Source organism: Anaerotruncus sp. DFI.9.16 (genome assembly GCF_024461615.1).
GTDB classification, from domain to species: domain Bacteria; phylum Bacillota; class Clostridia; order Oscillospirales; family Ruminococcaceae; genus Anaerotruncus; species Anaerotruncus massiliensis.
In genome coordinates this window covers 49177-66321 of record NZ_JANFZX010000012.1, presented here as the reverse complement: position 1 = coordinate 66321, position 17145 = coordinate 49177, and the positions used below count along the sequence as shown (strand labels likewise).

Sequence of the window (17145 nt, the reverse complement as noted above, 5' to 3'; positions counted from 1 at the left end):
CCCCCCCCCACGCCGGAGGAAGCGGCGGCGGGAGTACCGCCGCCGCTTCCTCCGGTCCCTCCGCTCCGGCGGAGGGGCTGAGCGGCGCGGGCGGCTGGTTCGGGCGCGGCGACGCGGCGGGGAAGGAGGCCCCCTCCTCCTGCGCCTTTTCGCCGATCCTCGTCTCGGCGCGGGTGGACGCGCCGGCCGGGGGCACCGTGACCTCGCCGTTCGGCTGGCGGGAGCACCCCATTTCGGGCGCGGAGGACTTCCACAGGGGGGTGGACATCGCGGCGGCTTCGGGCAGCGGCATCTACGCGTCGCTGCCGGGACGGGTCGTGGAGGTGGACAGCTCCCCCATCTACGGCAACTACATCACCCTTGACCACGGCGGCGGGCTGACGACCACCTACTGTCACTGCGAGTCGATCGCCGCGCCGCTCGGCGCGAACCTGCGGCGGGGGGAGCTCGTCGCGCTGGTGGGCAGCACGGGCATCTCCACCGGGCCGCACGTCCACTTCGAGATCAGCAAGGACGGCCGGTACTACAACCCCGCGTGGGTGCTCGACGGGATGGACGCCGATGGAGTTTGAGTGGGGCGGCACGCGCTATTCCTTCACCTTCGGTTTCTTCGCGGTGCTCGCGCTCTGGCTGCTCTGCGACCGTTCGGGGCTCGGCCTGCCCGCGCTGGGGGGCGTGCTCGTGCACGAGGGCGGGCATATCCTCGTCATGCGCCTGACGGGCGCGCGGATTCTCGCCATGCGGTTCTGCGCGGTCGGGGTGCGGCTGGAAAAACGCGGCCTGCTCTCCTACGGCCGGGAGACGGCCGTCTACCTCGGCGGCGTGGCGGCGAACCTGCTCGCCGCGGGGGCGTGCGTCCTCCTCTGCGGCTGGAACGGCTTCGCCGCCGTCAACCTCGCGCTCTGCATCTTCAACCTCCTGCCGGTCGGCCGGCTGGACGGCGGAGTGCTGCTGGGGCTCGCGCTCTGCCGCGCCGGGAAGCCCGAACAGGCGGCGTTCTGGCAGAAGCTCGCGGGGTTCGCGGTGCTCACGCCCCTCTTCGCGGCGGCCCTCCTGCTGCTGCCGCGCGGCAATTATACGATGCTTTTGACCGCGCTTTATCTCGCGGCCACCCTCCTGCGGGGATAGGACGAAGGCCCCTCCGGCGCTGCCGGAGGGGCCTTCGGTTTGTCATTCGGCGGGATGTGTGGTAAAATGCAGGAGGAAGCGGCGGCCGCTTTTTTCACAAAATTTTGCCTGCCCGGATGAAAACCGCCAAAATCCGACACTGTTTCAATATCGGATTCGACGGACATAGGAGGAGGGCATTGGATGAAACGGATGCTCTGCACGCTCGCGGCGGGGTTGCTCTGCCTGTCGCTGGCCGCCTGCGAAAGTCCGGGGGCGGACGCTCCCGGCGAGGCGCTGCCCGGTTCCCCGCCCGTGACGGCGGGCGTTACCCCGGCGGAATCGGAACCCGCGCCCGGATCGGCGGAGGAGTCCCCCGAAGCGTTCCCGGAGGAGGCGGTCATCCTGAGGCCCATGGAGGGAATCGGGAAGAGCGAGCTGATCTATGGGGATTTCTTGCAGTCGGGAGACGTGCTGGTGTGCAGCTGGTATGAGCGGAAGGGAGAGGGCTCCGAACTCCATTGGATGATCGGGGCGTTTGACCTGTCTTCGGGGGAGATGCGCTACCGGTTTCCGGTGGACGAGCTCGTCTGGGGGATGGAGAAGGTCTCATACGGCCCCTATGACTACCGGGTACTGCTCGCGGACCGGATGCTCTACCGGAGCAGCGCCGACGAAGCGGCCGAAGAGGTCGTGCCGCTGCCGGAGAATATCGCGCTGCTGGAGTTTGGCCTTTCGACCAGATATTCGCCCTGCGCCTATGACTATAGCGGCAACGCCTTTACCTGGGCGGCGGAGGACGGAATCTGGGTTTCCGACGCGCAGGGCGAAAACGCCCGAAGAATCCTGAACAACAGCGATCTGCCCGACGGAATGGGCGCCACGCCCGATGCGCCGCCCTATCTTCTCTACGCCCCGCGGTTTCTCTGCAATGGGGAAAAGGTGGCGGCCGTGCTCTTTTCTCCGTATGCGGGAGACGGGGAACACTATGCGGGCGCGGTCCTGTGCGATCTGGAAACAGGGGCGCGGACAGAGCTGGAAGTTGGCAGGCGGACCAACGGGTCGATCAAGTGCGGCGTCGAGGACCGCTATGTGATCTCACAAAGCGCCTCATATACCGTCGTTCTGGATGCGCAGACCGGCGAAACCCGGGAATACCCGATCCGTTTTGGAGATCATTATCCGGATCTTCTATTTGGCGCACAGACGCTTGTACGGGCCGCAATGGACGATAATGACGAGATCCGTTTTTACGTCTGTTCCCTCGACGACCCTGACGACCGATCCAAACCTCTGCCCGATTTTGGATGTAATGATTTTGACATCATCGGGCCGCGGAGACTCACGGAATCCTATGTTTATTTTGAAGATGCGGACGGCGACGGCCCGTGGCTGGCCGCCGTAAAATACCGCTAGGGGGGATTTGATGAAACGATGGCTCTGCGTCCTGCTGGCGCTGGCGCTCTGCCTCTTTGCGGCAGGCTGCGTGCAGCCGCCCGTGGAGGGCCCCGCGCCCGCCAAGGAGCCCGCGCGGCCGGCGCCGGAAAAGACGGACGCCCCGCTCCTGCTCGCGATGGAAGCCGAACTGACGGGCGCGCGTCCCGGCGACGTGCGCATCGACCCGCCGGGCGAATTCCAGCGGGTGAGGATGTCCCGCGCGCTGGTGGAGGGGATCGCGAACCTGCTGACCGTCTCGCCATTTGAGCGGGTGGAGATGCGTTCCATCGAGGGGGAGGAGGATCTCGGCTACCAGCAGGTGAGCGTGCTGGGCGGCGGGAAGGTCTGTTCCCTCGAGCTCTTCCTCTGCGGGGAGAGCCACGAGCTGTATCCCGGGAAGACGGTGCTTTGGCTCCAGGTCGGGGACGAGACGGGGCAGTACCTGTTCGGCGGGGAGGTCTTTGACGGGATCGCCCGGCTGGTCGGGAAAAATACCCTCCCCGACGCCGTGAGCCTCGAGGGGGAGTACCTGCCGCTCGATTCGCCGGATCCCGGCTCGCAGGACCTCTATCCGCGGGAGCTGCTTCAGCTCGGCGGGGTCCTGCTGGTCCGCTATGAGGACGCGGACGGCAAGGCGCTTTTCGAGGCGTTCGACACCTCGAGCGGGGAGGCGCTTTACGACTTTTCGCCGGAAGCCGGGGTCGACCGGATGGAAAGGACCTCCTACAACGGCTGGGACTACCGTCTCGTTCAGGATAACGGCGTCGTCTCCTACCGCTCCGCCTCCGATCCGGAAAAATCGGAGGAGCACCGCCTCCCGCTCGAGCTGTGGCGGCGGATGTCCGGGGAGCGGCCGGGCGGCTACGATCTCGACCCGGCGTCCGGGGCCGCCGTCTGCGCCGACGGCGAGGGGGTGTGGCTCGCCGGACCCGGCGGCACGGTGCGGCGGGCGCTTTCCTCCGACAGCCTCGCCGAGGCGCTGGGGGACCGCTATCCCGCCAACACGCCGGAGGATTTCCCGCAGCCGCGCTATACGGAGCCGCGCCTGCACGGGGGCGGAAGGCTGCTGACCGCGGTCGCGTCGATCCCGGGCGCGCAGTCGGATTACGCCGCGCTGGCGGTCTGCGACCTGGTCGCGGGGACGGTCGGCTATTACCGGAATTTCGGCGCGATGCGTTCGGGGACGGCCTATCCGGACGATATGACCGTCGTGATGCGCTCCGACACGGTCGACACGGTGCTCGACCTCTCTACGGGCGAGACGCGGGAAAGCCCGGTCATGCTCGACCGCGGGGTGCGGGAGCTCTTCACCGCGGACTATGAAAATTACCTCTCTGTGCGGACTTCCCGCGCGGACGACGGGCAGAATCTCGTGGAACTCACCGCCTACGGGGAGGACAAGCCCCTCTTCACCGCGTCGGGCGGGCAGTTCTACGTGGCGGGCGTCACGCCCGATTACGCGCTCTGCCGCTACCGGGACGGACAGCAGGCGGGGACCCTGCTGCTCCGGTGGAACCGCGCGGGCGCGCTGACGCTCCACTCCCTGCTCGCGGGCGAGACGGAGCGCGCGGGCGCGACCCCGATCGACGCCTACGGGACGGGGGAGTCGGTGGCCGTGCTGGCCCGCGCGGCGGACGGGAGCTGGTTTGTCGAATCGTTCGACGCGAAGACGGGCCGCAGCTTCGGGGACGGCGTCCGGCTCGACCGGGAGACCCGCCCCGTCGCGCTCGCGCCCGTCTATGACCGGGCGGGGTACGACTACCGGCTGCTCACCTCCGAGTCGGTGCTCTACGGCAAGTTCGGGCAGCGGCTCCCCGTGGAGGAATACGCCCTGCCCGACCGCATCGCAACCGCTCTGCTCCCGGACGACGGTTCCTTCGACCTCTCGGGGGAGACGATCGCCTACGCGGCGGACGACGGCATCTGGACCGCCCGCGCCGACGGCACGGGGGAACAGCTCCGGCTCCCCAACCGGGAGATCGGCCGGCGGACGGACAACATCCCCGCGCGCTACGCCTTCCCCCGCCTGATGGGCGGCGGGCGCTTCCTCGTCGGGATGCAGGCGGTCCTGGGCGGCGAGACCTTCTACTGCGGGTTCACCGTCCTGGACCTTGTCACCGGGGAAAAGACGGAGGTCTTCGACCCGGACGGCTATTTCCCGGGCGGCGTCCTCTATCCGAACGACTATACCGTCGGGCTGCGGCAGGGGGAGACGGTCGACTATTACTCCCTGCCCGACCTGCGGCGCACGGCCGGACCGGGCGAGCCCTATCCAAGCGAAGCCTACCGGTTCGCATAGCTTGCATTTACCCCCCATTTCATGTAAAATGGGGGGTAGCTTTTTGAGAGGATGTTTCAAATCATGAATGTGAGAAAGGCGCTCGAACGGGTGCTTTTGCAGGTACAGAAGCCCGCGCGCTACACCGGCGGCGAGCTCGGCAGCATTGTGAAGGATCCGGCGAAGGTGGACGTGCGGTTCGCCTTCTGCTTCCCCGACCTCTATGAGGTGGGAATGTCCCACCTCGGCATGAAGATTCTCTACTCGCTGATGAACGAGCGGGAGGATGTCTGGTGCGAGCGGGTGTTCGCGCCGGGCGATGACCTGGAGCGGCTGATGCGGGAGCACCGGATCCCCCTCTTCGGGCTCGAGAGCCTCGACGCCGTCACCGATTTCGACTTCATCGGCTTCACGCTGCAATACGAACTGAGCTTCACCGCCATCCTCAACATGCTCGACCTCGCGGGGCTGCCGGTGCGCTCCAAGGACCGCCCCGGCCTTTCGCCGCTCGTCGTGGCGGGAGGTCCCTGCGCCTGCAACCCCGAGCCGATCTCGGCGTTCATCGACCTGTTCATCCTCGGCGAGGGGGAGGAGGTCAACCTCGAGTTGATCGACCTCTACAAGATCGCCAAGCGGGAGGGCTGGGACAAGCAAACCTTCCTGCGCCGCGCCGCGCGGATCGGGGGCATCTACGTCCCCTCCCTCTATGACGTCAGCTACCGGGAGGACGGCACGATCGAAGCCGTCACTCCGAGGGAGGGCGCGCCCGCCCGGGTCCTGAAGCGGATCGTCTGGGATTTCGACGGCGTCTACTACCCGAAGGATTTCGTCGTGCCCTTCACCGAGACGGTGCACGACCGCGCGATGGTCGAGGTGCTGCGCGGGTGCATCCGCGGGTGCCGGTTCTGCCAGGCGGGGTTCCTCTACCGCCCGCTGCGCGAAAAGCGCCACGCCACCCTCGACCGGCAGGCGCACGACCTCTGCGACCACACCGGCTACGACGAGGTGTCGCTCACGAGCCTTTCGACGAGCGACTATTCCGAGCTCGAGCCGCTCCTGAACGACATGCTCTCCTGGACCGAGCGGGACGCGGTCAACATCGCGCTGCCGTCGCTGCGGGTGGACAACTTCTCCAAGGAGCTGGTCGAGCGGATCGCGGCGGTGCGCAAATCCTCCCTCACCTTCGCGCCCGAGGCGGGGACCCAGCGGCTGCGGGACGTCATCAACAAGAATGTCTCCGAGGAGGAGGTGCTGCGCACCTGCCGCACCGCCTTCGAGGGAGGCTACAGCAATGTGAAGCTCTACTTCATGATGGGCCTTCCCACCGAGACGGACGAGGACGTGGCGGGCATCATCCGCCTCGCGCAGAAGGTGGTCGACATGTTCTACCGCCTGCCCGACCGCCCCAAGGGGCGGGGGGTCAGCGTGACCGTCTCGGTCGCCTGCTTCGTGCCCAAGCCGTTCACCCCCTTCGAGTTCGAGCCGCAGGACACGCGGGAGGAGCTGCGGCGCAAGCAGCGCATCCTGCTCGACACGGTAAAGAGCAAGAAGATCACCGTCAAATACCACGACAGCCCGACGAGCTTTCTGGAAGCGGCGCTCGCGCGCGGCGACCGGCGGCTGTGCCCCGTCGTCGAATACGCGTGGCGGCTGGGCTCGAAGCTCGACGGCTGGAACGACTTCTTTTCGATGGAGCGGTGGGAGGACGCCGCCGAGGTGTGCGGCGTGGACTTCTCCTTCTACGCGAACCGCCGGAGGAGCTACGGCGAGGTCATGCCGTGGGACCATCTCGACTACGGGGTGACGAAGGCGTACCTCATCCGCGAGCACGAGCGCGCGCTCGCCACGCAGGTGACGCCCCACTGCCGCCTCAACTGCTCCGGCTGCGGCGCGAACAAGCTGGTGGGAGGTGCCTGCTTTGGAAAATGAGCTCTTCAAAATGACCGTCCGGGTCTTTTACCGGAAGCTCGGGCGGATCAAATACATCTCCCACCTCGACATGGTGCGCTGCATCTCCCGCGCGCTCAAGCGCTCGGGGCTGCCGGTGTGGCACACCCTCGGCTTCCACCCGCACGTCTACCTGACCTTCGCGCTGCCGCTCGCGCTCGGCTATGAGAGCACCTGCGAGTCGATGGATTTCCGCCTCACCGGGGAGCTACCGATGGAGGAGGTGGTGGAGCGCCTCAACGCCGTGCTGCCCGAGGGGGTCCGCTGCTACCGCGCGGCTCCGGCCGGACAGAAGCCGGAGGCGATCGCGTGGGCGGATTATGAGATCACCCAGGAGTTCGACGGGATGACGGCGGAGGCCGCCGCGGAAAAATTCGCGGCGTGGCGGAACCGGGAGACGGTCCCCGTCGTCAAGAAGGGCAAAAAGGGGGAGCGCGTGATCGACGCGAAGCCGCACTTTTCGGTGCGGGAGGAGCGCGCGGCGGGCGACACCCTCGTTTTTACGATGCGCGCCGCCGCCGGCAACACGCTCAACCTCAACCCCACCCTGCTGCTCGACGCGTTCGCGGCGGAGGAGGGGGTGCGCGCGGACTGGATGCGGGTGGTGCGCACCGCGGTTCTGGACCAGGATGGAAACCCATTTGAATAGGAGGCATGCAGGATGATTACAAGAAAACGGGAGCTTCCCGAGACGGTCAAGACGCAGATGCGCGGCGGCGACGGGGAGGTGCGCATGAAGGAGCTTTTGCAGCCCGGGCAGTTCTGCGGGCACGGCAGGCTCTTCAATCACATGGTCCTCGCGCCCGGCTGCTCGATCGGCTACCACGAGCACCAGGGCGAGAGCGAGACCTTTTACATCCTCGCGGGCGAAGCGCGCTACAATGACAACGGCACCGAGGTCACGCTCTCCCCGGGAGACTGCGCGCACACCGCGTCGGGCCAGGGGCACAGCATCGCCAACGCGGGGGAGACGCCGCTCGAGTTCATCGCGCTCATCGTAAATTCGTAAAAAACAGGAAGAAAATACTTGCATTTTGGATTCCCGTGTGGTATCCTATATAAGCATGTAATGAACGTTGTGATCCTGCAACGGGATTTCAGGCCCAATCCAGCCGGATTGAACATGAAACCGGACAGTCCTCTGCCATCGATTTTGGGCATGAATGTCTGCAAAAAATAAGGAGGAAGCAGTAATGGACGCTTTGAAGCAGATCGTCACCGATTGCACGAAAGCAGAGCTGCCCAAGATCGAGATCGGCGATACCGTCAAGGTACACGTTTGGATCAAAGAGGGCGAGAAGAAGAGGGTTCAGGTTTTTGAGGGAACGGTCATCGCCAAGAAACACGGCGGCATCTCCGAGACCTTCACCGTCCGCCGCGTGGCCCACGGCTGCGGCGTCGAGAGGGTTTTCCCCATCCATTCCCCCAACATTGACAAGGTGGAGCTGGTCAGGAACGGACGCGTCCGCCGCAGCAAGCTCTACTACCTGCGTGACCGTGTCGGCAAGGCCGCCAAGGTCAAGGACACCATTCGATAAGAACGCTTTTGAAAGGGACGTGAAAACGTCCCTTTCTGTTTTGTCCGGACATGCGCCGGACAAAACTCCCCTTGAAAAAGGGGGCGCACACGAGGGGGATGAGGGAGCAAGGCCGCGGGCCGCGGCGATCCGGTTCCCCCTCGTGCAGCCTGCGGGCGGCCCCGCAGGCTGGGGACGTGAAAACGTCCCTTTTCTTTTTTCGCTTCTTCGGCCGCGCCCCGGCCGGCGCCGTCCGCCTTGAATCGCGGGACGGGGTGTGTTATACTGAAAATCTATCAATGGAAAGGTCCGGGCTTCCGGAAGGATGGGCGTATGTTGGAACAGCAGTACAAGACCCGACAGGACGCGCGGCGGGAACACGACTTCCGCTACGACATCAAGAACTCCCTGAACACCAGGGAACGGCGCCGCGGCGCGGTGGCCGAGGTGTACGAATGGGTGGAGTCGTGCGTGATCGCGGTGGGGGTCATCCTGCTGATCTTTGCGTTCGCGGCGCGCACCGCGACGGTGTCCGGCCCCTCGATGCTGCCCACCCTGCGCGACGGCGACCGCCTGCTGCTGGTGCAGGCGGGCTACCACGACCCCCAATACGGCGACGTGGTCGTCATCGACCGCAGCCAGAAGGGGGAGCCGCCGATCATCAAGCGGGTGATCGGCCGCGCGGGGGACGAGATCGACATCGACTTTGAAACCGGGCAGGTCCGCCGCAACGGGCAGACGCTGGACGAGCCCTACTTAAACGAACCGACCCTCACCCGGCGGGACGTGGAGTTCCCGGTGACGGTGCCCGAGGGGAGCGTCTTCGTGATGGGGGACAACCGCAACCACTCGGCCGACAGCCGCACGCGGGAGATCGGCATGATCGACCTGCGGCGGGTGATGGGCAAGGCGGTCTACCGCTTCCTGCCGGCGGGCAGGGCGGGGGAGATCGACTGACGACAGAATGACTGGAATGGAGAGGATGCAGATGGACGCTGCGGAATACAGGGACAATCAGCCGGAGGCGAAAAGCGCGGTGGGCGAGGCGTACGAGTGGGTGGAATCGTTTTTGGTGCCGCTGCTCGCCTTCCTGCTCATCTTCACCTTTTTCGCGCGGCTCGCGACGGTCAACGGCATTTCGATGCTGCCGACCCTCCACAACGGCGAGCGGCTGATCCTCCAGCAGGCGGGCTACGCGCCGGAATACGGCGACGTGGTCGTCGTCGACCGCTCGATCACCGACGAAGACGCGATCGTCAAGCGGGTGATCGGCAAGGAGGGCGACGTCATTTACATCGATTTTGAGACGGGCGAGGTGTGGCGCAACGACACCCTGCTCGACGAGCCCTACATCAACGAACCCACGATGCTCCAGTACGACATCTCCTTCCCGGTGAAGGTGCCGGCGGGATGCGTCTTCGTGATGGGGGACAACCGCAACCATTCGCTCGACAGCCGGTCGAGCGACATCGGCATGGTCGACGTCCGCCACATCATGGGCAAGGCGGCCTTCCGCTTCTTCCCATTCAACAAGTTCGGAGGGATTTCATGAGTACCCAGCAGCCCGGCGTCCCGGCGGCCGAGGTCCCGTCGATCCAGTGGTTCCCGGGGCACATGGCCAAAACCCGGCGGCTGATGAGCGAGAGCCTGAAGCTCGTCGACATCGTCGTCGAGCTGACCGACGCGCGGATTCCCGCGTCGAGCCGCAATCCGGAGATCGACAGGCTCGTGGGGCAGAAGCCCCGCGTAATCCTGCTCAATAAATGCGATTCCGCCGACGACGGGGCGACCCGCCGCTGGGTGGATTACTATGCCCAAAAGGGCGTCCCCGCCATCGCGACCGACTGCCGCAGCGGCAAGGGGCTGGGGGCGTTTCTGCCGCTCGTGAAGAGCGCGCTCTCGGCGCAGCTCGCGCGCCGGGCGGAGAAGGGGATGGGCGGCCAGCCGATCCGCATGATGATCGTCGGCATCCCCAATGTCGGCAAGTCCTCCCTCATCAACCGCCTCGCGGGCGCGAAGCGCGCGAAGGTGGAGGACCGCCCGGGCGTGACGCGCGGGCGGCAGTGGGTGTCGCTCGCAGGCGGAATCGACCTGCTGGACATGCCGGGGGTGCTCTGGCCCAAGTTCGAGGATCCCGCCGTCGGGGAGCGGCTCGCCTTCACGGGCGCGGTCAAGGACGACGTGTTCGACGCCGAGCTGCTCGCGATGCGGCTGCTCTGGCTTTTAAACGCCGAATACCCGGCGCAGCTCGCCGCGCGCTATCACCTGAAGGAGGGGGAGACGGACGGGCTCGACGCCTACGGGCTGCTCTGCCTCGTGGGGAAAAAGCGCGGGATGCTCATTCCGGGCGGCGAGGTCAACACCGAACGGGCGGCGATCACCGTGCTGGACGAATTCCGCAGCGGAAAGCTCGGCAGGCTGACGCTGGAACTGCCGCCGGAGGACTGACATGGACCTGTACCAGTATGAGCTGATCGCCTATGACCAGGGGTTTTCCGCCGTCTGCGGCATCGACGAGGCGGGGCGCGGGCCGCTCGCGGGGGACGTGTACGCGGCGGCGGTCATTCTGCCGCGCGGCGTCGAGATCGCGGGGGTCAACGACTCGAAGAAGCTCACGGAAAAAAAACGCGAGGCGCTCTTTGACGAGATCACCGCGCGGGCCGCGGCCTATAGCATCGCGGCCGCGTCGGTCGCGGAGATCGATGAAATGAACATCCTGCGGGCGGCGATGCTCGCGATGCGCCGCGCGGCGGAAGGGCTTTCGGTGAAGCCCGACCTCGCGCTTGTCGACGGCAACTGCGACCCGGGGCTCGGCTTTGCCACCCAGACGATCATCGGCGGGGACGGCAGGAGCGCGTCGATCGCGGCGGCGTCGATTTTGGCGAAGGTCGCGCGGGACCGCTATATGAAGGAGCTCGACCAAAAGTACCCCGAATACCGGTTCGCGCAGCACAAGGGCTATGGCACCAGGCTCCACTACGAGATGCTGGAACGGTACGGCCCCTCGCCGGTACACCGCCGCACCTTCCTCAAAAAGCTCTTCAAATGACGGCGACGACGCGGCAGCGCGGGACGCTGGGGGAGGAGTTCGCCGCGAAGAAGCTCGCGGAGGCGGGGTACGAAATCCTCGCGCGCAACTGGCGCAGCGGGCGCCATGAGATCGACCTCATCCTGCAAAAGGATGGGGTCATCGCCTTCGTCGAGGTCAAGACCCGCGCGCAAAGCGCGCTGGCCGCCCCGGCCGCGAGCGTCACAAGGGCGCAGCGCAGGCGGATCGCGCTGGCCGCCGTGGCATATCTGCGGGAGCGCGGCATATACAATACAGGGGCGGTCCAGCCGCGTTTCGACCTCTTCGAGGTCGTGACCGAGCGGCCCGGCTCGAATGTGGTGACCCGCTGGGCCCACCTGGCGGGCGCGTACGATACGGGGGATCTGGATGTATTTATTTGACCTGCACTGCGACACCGTCACCCGCCTGCACGACGGCGAACGCCTCGCGCCGGGCGACCGGAGCCTGCGGCAAAACGGCGCGCACCTCGCGCTCGGCCGGATGGCCTGCTACGACTGGTGCCAGTGCTTCGCGATCTTCATGCCGGACGAATACCGCGGCGAGGCCGCGGTCGATTATTTTGAGAGCTGTTACCGGTTCTTCACCGGGCAGCTCGCGGAGAACGCCGACCTCGCCGCGCAGGCGTTCACGGCGGCGGACATCCGGGAGATCATTTCCGGGGGAAGGTGCGCGGCGCTGCTCACGGTGGAGGGCGGCTCGGCGCTCGCCGGGGACCTCGGGCGGATCGCGCGGCTGCGAGAATGCGGCGTGCGCGTCCTGACCCTCACCTGGAACGGCAAAAACGAGCTGGGCAGCGGCATGGCCTGCGACGAGGGGCTCACCCCCCTCGGGCGGGAGGCGCTCCCGCTGCTCGAGGAGGCGGGGATCGTCGTCGACGTCTCCCACCTGAGCGACAGCGGCTTCTGGGAGGTGCAGAAACGCGCGAGGCGCCCGTTTATCGCGACCCATTCGGATTCCCGCGCGGTCTGCGGGCATGGGCGCAACCTCACCGACGACCAGTTCCGGGCGGTCGCGGCGGCGGGCGGCGTCGTGGGACTCAACTTCTCCACCCACTTCCTCGCGGCGGACGACCCCGACCCCTCCTACGCGGCGCTCTCGGCGCACCTGGGCCACTTCCTCGCGCTCGGCGGGGAGGACGCCGTGGCGCTCGGCTCCGACTACGACGGCACCGACGTGCCCTCCTGGCTGGAGCCGGCCGAGAGGATCGGCGGGCTCTACGGCCGGGTGAAGGCGGAGTATGGCGAAAAGCTGGCCCATAAGCTCTTTTTTCAAAACGCGATGGCATTTTTCGAGCGGTACGACGCGCGGGGAGAACCCCCCTGCGGGATGTAAGCGGGGCTGTTTTCCGGGGCTTCCCCGGGGAACCGGCCCGGCAAAAAGGAGGCGATCGCAATCGCGGTCTACACAATCGGCGACCTGCACCTCTCGCTGACGAGCGGGCACCCGATGGACGTGTTCCCCGGGTGGGAAAACTACGTCGCGCGCATCGAGCGGGCGTGGCGCGCGAAGGTCGTGGAGGGGGACACCGTGGTGCTGCCCGGCGACACCTCGTGGGGGATGTCGCTCGAGGGGGCGCTCGCGGATTTCCAGTTTCTCGAGGCGCTGCCCGGGCGCAAGATCCTGCTCAAGGGCAACCATGACTACTGGTGGAGCACCCGCTCCAAGGTGCACGCCTTTTTTTCGGCGCACGGATTAAACACGCTGGAAATCCTCCATAATAACTGCGTTACGGCCGACGGGATCGCCGTCTGCGGCTCGCGGGGGTGGCTCTTCGAGACGGGGGAGGCGTTCGACGACAAGATCATCAACCGGGAGTGCATCCGGCTGGAGCTTTCGATCGCGGAGGCGGAAAAGACCGGGCTGGAGCCGGTCGTTTTTCTGCACTACCCGCCCGTCTACGGCGAGAGCGTCTCGCCGCAGATCCTCGATGTGCTCAAAAAGCACGGCGTCCGCCGCTGCTACTACGGTCACATCCACGCCGAGGGGTGCCGCTGGGCGATCGACGGGAGCTACGAGGGCATCCGCTTTCGGCTGGTGAGCGGCGACTACCTGAAATTCGACCCGGTGCTGGTGGAAACCGGCCGGGAAGGGTGAAAAAACGCGGGAAATTCACAAATTATCTATTGGCAAGTCCCGTCCGATTTGATATAATACCAAGATAGTGGGTTTATAGCGCCCGAATCGTTCCTCCAGGAAAAGCGGAAGATGCAGGGGAACGGAACATTTTTCAGGAGGAAGTAGAATGGCAGTAACAGAAATGAAGACCAACGAGGACAAAAAGGTAGAGCTCACCATCACCGTCGACGCTGAGACGTTTGGCAAGGCGGTCGACGAGGTGTTCAAAAAGAACGTCAAGCGGATGACCGTTCCCGGCTTCCGCCGCGGCAAGGCCCCCCGCAGGATGATCGAAAAGCTGTACGGCGAGGGTGTCTTCTATGAGGAGGCCGTCAACAACACCTACCCCGCGGCCTACGACGCCGCCGTCGAGGAAAAGGGCATCGAGCCGGTCGACCGCGCCGATATCGAGGTGCTCGACGTCTCGAAGGACGGCTACTCCTTCAAGGCGACCGTCACCGTCAAGCCGGAGGTCTCCATCGAGGGCTACAAGGGCATCGAGGTGGAGAAGAAGGTCGTCGAGGCGACCGACGCCGAGGTCGACGCCGAGCTCTCCCGCATGCAGGAGCAGGGCGGCCGCGTGATCGCCGTGGAGGGCCGTGCCGCCATGAACGGCGACACCGCCGTGATCGATTTCGAGGGCTTTGTCGACGGCGAGGCGTTCGAGGGCGGCAAGGGCGAGAAATACCCGCTCGAGCTGGGCTCCAACAGCTTCATCCCCGGCTTCGAGGAGCAGATTGTCGGCCACAGCGTCGGCGAGTCGTTCGAGGTGAACGTGAGCTTCCCGGAGAACTACCACGCCGAGGAGCTCAAGGGCAAGCCCGCGGTCTTCAAGTGCACGCTGCACGAGCTCAAGATGAAGGAGCTGCCGCTGCTGGACGACGAGTTCGCCAAGGACGTCAGCGAGTTCGACACGCTCGACGAGCTGAAGGCCGACCTCAAGAAGAAGGCGCAGGAGCGCCACGACAGCCAGGCTGAAACCGAGATGGAAAACAAGCTGATGGATACCGTCTGCGAAAAGCTCGTGGCCGACATCCCCCAGTGCATGTATGACAGCCGCATCGACGAGATGGTGCGCGACTTCGAGTACCGTCTGCAGTCGCAGGGGCTCAACCTGCCGACCTATTTGCAGTACGCGGGCACCGATATGGACGGCTTCCGCAAGGGCTTTGTCCCGCAGGCCGAATCGCAGGTCAAAACCCGCCTGGCGCTCGAAAAGATCGTCGAGCTCGAGAAGATCGAGCCGACCGCCGAGGAGATCGCCGCCGAGTATGACAAGCTCGCGAAGAATTACAGCATGGAGGCCGACAAGCTCAGGAACATCGTTCCGGAGAAGGAGATCGCCCAGAACCTCGCGATGGGCAAGGCGCTCGACCTCGTGCGCGACAGCGCCGTCGTGAAGGAGATCAAGGAGGAGCCCGCCAAGGAGGAGAAGCCGAAGAAGGCCTCCAAGCCGCGCGCCAAGAAGGCGAAGGCGGAGGAAGCCCCGGCGGCGGAGCCCGCGGACGGGTCGGCCGAATAAGACTGCCTACATACCGGCACGGCGGCCAGCCGCCGCGCCGGTAAAACTTTTGGAGCATAGAGGATTGGTTTGCGGCAGAACGAATCCGACAGGAGGTAATTTCACAATGAGCCTAACAATGGGAAGCGCGGCCATGAGCCTGGTGCCGATGGTCATCGAGCAGACGAACCGGGGCGAGCGCAGCTACGACATCTTTTCACGGCTGCTCAACGACCGCATCGTCATGCTGTGCGAGGAGGTCAACGACACCTCCGCCAGCCTGGTGATCGCGCAGATGCTCTACCTCGAGGGGCAGGACCCCGACAAGGACATCCACCTCTACATCAACAGCCCGGGCGGCTCGGTCACGGCGGGCATGGCGATCTACGACACGATGAACTATATCAAGTGCGACGTCTCAACCATCTGCATGGGGCTCGGCGCGTCGATGGGCGCGTTTCTGCTCTCGTCGGGCGCCAAGGGCAAGCGGATCGCGCTGCCCAACGCCGAGATCATGATCCACCAGCCGTCGGGCGGCGCGCAGGGCCAGGCCACCGACATGAAGATCCACACCGACTGGATCATCCGCACCCGCGAGAAGCTCAACCGCCTGCTCTCCGAGCAGACCGGCCAGCCGCTCGAGATCATCGAGCGGGACACCGAGCGGGACAACTTCATGACCGCGCAGCAGGCCCTCGACTACGGCCTGGTCGATAAGATCCTCAGCCACCACGAATAACATTTTCCCAAAAGCGCAGCGCCCAACGGCGCCGCGCTTTGCGTATCCAGATTTTCAGGAGGTATCCCATGGCGAAGAACGACGAGAGGGAACTGCGCTGTTCCTTCTGCGGCAAGATGCAGAACCAGGTTCAGCGGCTGATCGCGGGGCCGGGGGTGTGCATCTGCAACGAGTGTGTGGAGCTCTGCCAGAGCGTGCTCGACGACGACATGCCCGCGCAGCGGCCCCGCCAGAGCCGTCCCGAGCAGCAGATCACCGTGCTCAAGCCGCGTGAGATCAAGGAGCGGCTGGACGAATACGTGATCGGGCAGGACCGCGCGAAGATCGCGCTGTCCGTGGCGGTCTACAACCACTACAAACGCATCTATTTCGGCGACACGAGCGAGGTGGAGCTCGGCAAGACCAACATCCTCATGCTCGGCCCCACCGGCGTGGGCAAGACGCTGCTCGCCCAGACCCTCGCCAAGATGCTCAACGTCCCCTTCGCCATCGCGGACGCCACGACGCTGACCGAGGCGGGCTATGTGGGCGAGGATGTGGAAAACATCCTGCTGCGCCTTTTGCAGGCGGCGGACTACGACGTCGAGCGCGCGCAGAAAGGCATCATCTATATCGACGAGATCGACAAGATCTCCCGCAAGAGCGAGAACCCCTCGATCACCCGCGACGTGTCGGGCGAGGGGGTCCAGCAGGCGCTGCTCAAGATTCTGGAGGGCACCGTCGCCAACGTCCCGCCGCAGGGCGGGCGCAAGCATCCCCAGCAGGAATTCATCCAGATCGACACCAAGGATATCCTCTTCATCTGCGGCGGCGCGTTCGAGGGGATCGAAAAGATCATCGAGCGCCGCACCGATAAATCTTCGATCGGCTTCGGGTCGACGATCAAGGACTCCAGGCAGAAGGACCAGCTCGTGCAGCAGGTCATCCCGCAGGACCTTGTCCGTTTCGGGCTCATCCCCGAGCTGGTCGGGCGCACGCCGGTGCTCACTGTGCTGGAGCCGCTCGACCGGGAGGCGCTCGTCAAAATCCTGACCGAGCCGAAGAATTCGATGGTGCGCCAGTACCAGCAGCTCTTCTCGCTCGACAACATCGAGCTCTCCTTCGACCAGGAGGCGCTCGAGGCGATCGCCGACAAGGCGATCGAGCGCAAGACGGGCGCGCGCGGGCTGCGCGCGATCATCGAGGACGTGCTCGGGAACCTCATGTACGAGGCGCCCTCCGACTGCACGGTCGCGGGCATCCGGATCACCGGCGCCTGCGCCAAGGGGGAGGGGGAGCCGGAGTACACCCGGGATCCCGCCCGCAGGCCTTCCCGCCTGCAAATTTCCACCGCCCGCCGCGTGACGCCGCGGGCCCGGCGGGACAGCGCGTCCTGATTCGGTGTAAGACGCATGGAAGAGGCCGCCGCAGAGTTTCTGCGGCGGCCGTTTCGCG

Annotated in this window: 18 protein-coding genes; all 18 read left to right on the top strand. The window is 65.5% G+C overall.

Annotated features, from left to right (window positions below; all coding sequences use genetic code 11):
• A partial coding sequence (locus NE609_RS07330) for a M23 family metallopeptidase (protein WP_256152175.1) occupies window positions 1-572 on the top strand: 572 nt, incomplete at its 5' end.
• Window positions 562-1128 (top strand): peptidase M50, encoded by a 567-nt coding sequence (locus tag NE609_RS07325; protein WP_256152174.1) that lies wholly within the window; start codon window positions 562-564, stop codon window positions 1126-1128. The genes NE609_RS07330 and NE609_RS07325, both read left to right, overlap by 11 nt.
• A 183-nt stretch (window positions 1129-1311) precedes the next feature.
• Window positions 1312-2523 carry a hypothetical protein gene (locus NE609_RS07320; protein WP_256152173.1) on the top strand — a complete coding sequence of 404 codons (1212 nt, stop codon included), beginning with the start codon at window positions 1312-1314 and terminating at the stop codon, window positions 2521-2523.
• Window positions 2524-2533: 10 nt separating this feature from the next.
• Window positions 2534-4843 (top strand): hypothetical protein, encoded by a 2310-nt coding sequence (locus NE609_RS07315; protein ID WP_256152172.1) that lies wholly within the window; start codon window positions 2534-2536, stop codon window positions 4841-4843.
• Between the two features lie 63 nt (window positions 4844-4906).
• The gene (locus NE609_RS07310; protein ID WP_256152171.1) at window positions 4907-6751 is read left to right on the top strand and encodes a TIGR03960 family B12-binding radical SAM protein; all 1845 of its coding nucleotides are present in this window, start codon (window positions 4907-4909) and stop codon (window positions 6749-6751) included.
• Window positions 6741-7418, top strand: coding sequence for a TIGR03936 family radical SAM-associated protein (locus NE609_RS07305; RefSeq protein WP_256152170.1), 678 nt, complete (start codon window positions 6741-6743; stop codon window positions 7416-7418). The genes NE609_RS07310 and NE609_RS07305 overlap by 11 nt, the downstream gene beginning before the upstream one ends.
• A gap of 12 nt (window positions 7419-7430) precedes the next feature.
• Window positions 7431-7778 (top strand): cupin domain-containing protein, encoded by a 348-nt coding sequence (locus NE609_RS07300; protein ID WP_101549733.1) that lies wholly within the window; start codon window positions 7431-7433, stop codon window positions 7776-7778.
• Window positions 7779-7962: 184 nt separating this feature from the next.
• The gene (gene rplS / locus NE609_RS07295; protein ID WP_101549735.1) at window positions 7963-8307 is read left to right on the top strand and encodes a 50S ribosomal protein L19; all 345 of its coding nucleotides are present in this window, start codon (window positions 7963-7965) and stop codon (window positions 8305-8307) included.
• A 312-nt stretch (window positions 8308-8619) separates the two neighbouring features.
• Window positions 8620-9243, top strand: coding sequence for a signal peptidase I (lepB, locus tag NE609_RS07290; protein WP_256152169.1), 624 nt, complete (start codon window positions 8620-8622; stop codon window positions 9241-9243).
• A gap of 31 nt (window positions 9244-9274) precedes the next feature.
• Complete coding sequence (lepB, locus tag NE609_RS07285; RefSeq protein ID WP_256152168.1) at window positions 9275-9838, top strand: signal peptidase I; 564 nt, start codon at window positions 9275-9277, stop codon at window positions 9836-9838.
• Window positions 9835-10734 (top strand): ribosome biogenesis GTPase YlqF, encoded by a 900-nt coding sequence (ylqF, locus tag NE609_RS07280; RefSeq protein ID WP_256152167.1) that lies wholly within the window; start codon window positions 9835-9837, stop codon window positions 10732-10734. Before lepB (NE609_RS07285) ends, ylqF begins: the two co-directional genes overlap by 4 nt.
• 1 nt (window position 10735) lies before the next feature.
• Window positions 10736-11335, top strand: a complete 600-nt coding sequence (locus tag NE609_RS07275) for a ribonuclease HII (RefSeq protein ID WP_256152166.1) — start codon at window positions 10736-10738, stop codon at window positions 11333-11335.
• The gene (locus NE609_RS07270) at window positions 11332-11736 is read left to right on the top strand and encodes a YraN family protein (protein WP_101549745.1); all 405 of its coding nucleotides are present in this window, start codon (window positions 11332-11334) and stop codon (window positions 11734-11736) included. Before NE609_RS07275 ends, NE609_RS07270 begins: the two co-directional genes overlap by 4 nt.
• Window positions 11723-12688: a dipeptidase gene (locus NE609_RS07265; RefSeq protein ID WP_121587003.1), complete on the top strand. Its 966-nt coding sequence runs from the start codon at window positions 11723-11725 to the stop codon at window positions 12686-12688. The genes NE609_RS07270 and NE609_RS07265 overlap by 14 nt, the downstream gene beginning before the upstream one ends.
• Before the next feature lie 60 nt (window positions 12689-12748).
• Window positions 12749-13450 carry a metallophosphoesterase gene (locus tag NE609_RS07260; protein WP_121587004.1) on the top strand — a complete coding sequence of 234 codons (702 nt, stop codon included), beginning with the start codon at window positions 12749-12751 and terminating at the stop codon, window positions 13448-13450.
• Between the two features lie 148 nt (window positions 13451-13598).
• A complete protein-coding gene (gene tig, locus NE609_RS07255; protein ID WP_256152165.1) occupies window positions 13599-14993 on the top strand; it encodes a trigger factor in 1395 nt (464 codons plus the stop codon).
• Between the two features lie 133 nt (window positions 14994-15126).
• A complete protein-coding gene (clpP, locus tag NE609_RS07250) occupies window positions 15127-15711 on the top strand; it encodes an ATP-dependent Clp endopeptidase proteolytic subunit ClpP (protein WP_101553183.1) in 585 nt (194 codons plus the stop codon).
• A gap of 68 nt (window positions 15712-15779) precedes the next feature.
• A complete protein-coding gene (gene clpX, locus NE609_RS07245) occupies window positions 15780-17087 on the top strand; it encodes an ATP-dependent Clp protease ATP-binding subunit ClpX (protein WP_256152164.1) in 1308 nt (435 codons plus the stop codon).
• Window positions 17088-17145 lie beyond the last annotated feature (58 nt).

Bases quoted from the DNA above. Each gene is read 5' to 3' on its own strand.
- NE609_RS07325 (WP_256152174.1), top strand. From the start codon at position 562: ATGGAGTTTGAGTGGGGCGGCACGCGCTATTCCTTCACCTTCGGTTTC.
- NE609_RS07320 (WP_256152173.1), top strand. From the start codon at position 1,312: ATGAAACGGATGCTCTGCACGCTCGCGGCGGGGTTGCTCTGCCTGTCG.
- NE609_RS07315 (WP_256152172.1), top strand. From the start codon at position 2,534: ATGAAACGATGGCTCTGCGTCCTGCTGGCGCTGGCGCTCTGCCTCTTT.
- NE609_RS07310 (WP_256152171.1), top strand. From the start codon at position 4,907: ATGAATGTGAGAAAGGCGCTCGAACGGGTGCTTTTGCAGGTACAGAAG.
- NE609_RS07300 (WP_101549733.1), top strand. From the start codon at position 7,431: ATGATTACAAGAAAACGGGAGCTTCCCGAGACGGTCAAGACGCAGATG.
- rplS (WP_101549735.1), top strand. From the start codon at position 7,963: ATGGACGCTTTGAAGCAGATCGTCACCGATTGCACGAAAGCAGAGCTG.
- lepB (WP_256152169.1), top strand. From the start codon at position 8,620: ATGTTGGAACAGCAGTACAAGACCCGACAGGACGCGCGGCGGGAACAC.
- lepB (WP_256152168.1), top strand. From the start codon at position 9,275: ATGGACGCTGCGGAATACAGGGACAATCAGCCGGAGGCGAAAAGCGCG.
- ylqF (WP_256152167.1), top strand. From the start codon at position 9,835: ATGAGTACCCAGCAGCCCGGCGTCCCGGCGGCCGAGGTCCCGTCGATC.
- NE609_RS07275 (WP_256152166.1), top strand. From the start codon at position 10,736: ATGGACCTGTACCAGTATGAGCTGATCGCCTATGACCAGGGGTTTTCC.
- NE609_RS07270 (WP_101549745.1), top strand. From the start codon at position 11,332: ATGACGGCGACGACGCGGCAGCGCGGGACGCTGGGGGAGGAGTTCGCC.
- NE609_RS07265 (WP_121587003.1), top strand. From the start codon at position 11,723: ATGTATTTATTTGACCTGCACTGCGACACCGTCACCCGCCTGCACGAC.
- tig (WP_256152165.1), top strand. From the start codon at position 13,599: ATGGCAGTAACAGAAATGAAGACCAACGAGGACAAAAAGGTAGAGCTC.
- clpP (WP_101553183.1), top strand. From the start codon at position 15,127: ATGAGCCTGGTGCCGATGGTCATCGAGCAGACGAACCGGGGCGAGCGC.
- clpX (WP_256152164.1), top strand. From the start codon at position 15,780: ATGGCGAAGAACGACGAGAGGGAACTGCGCTGTTCCTTCTGCGGCAAG.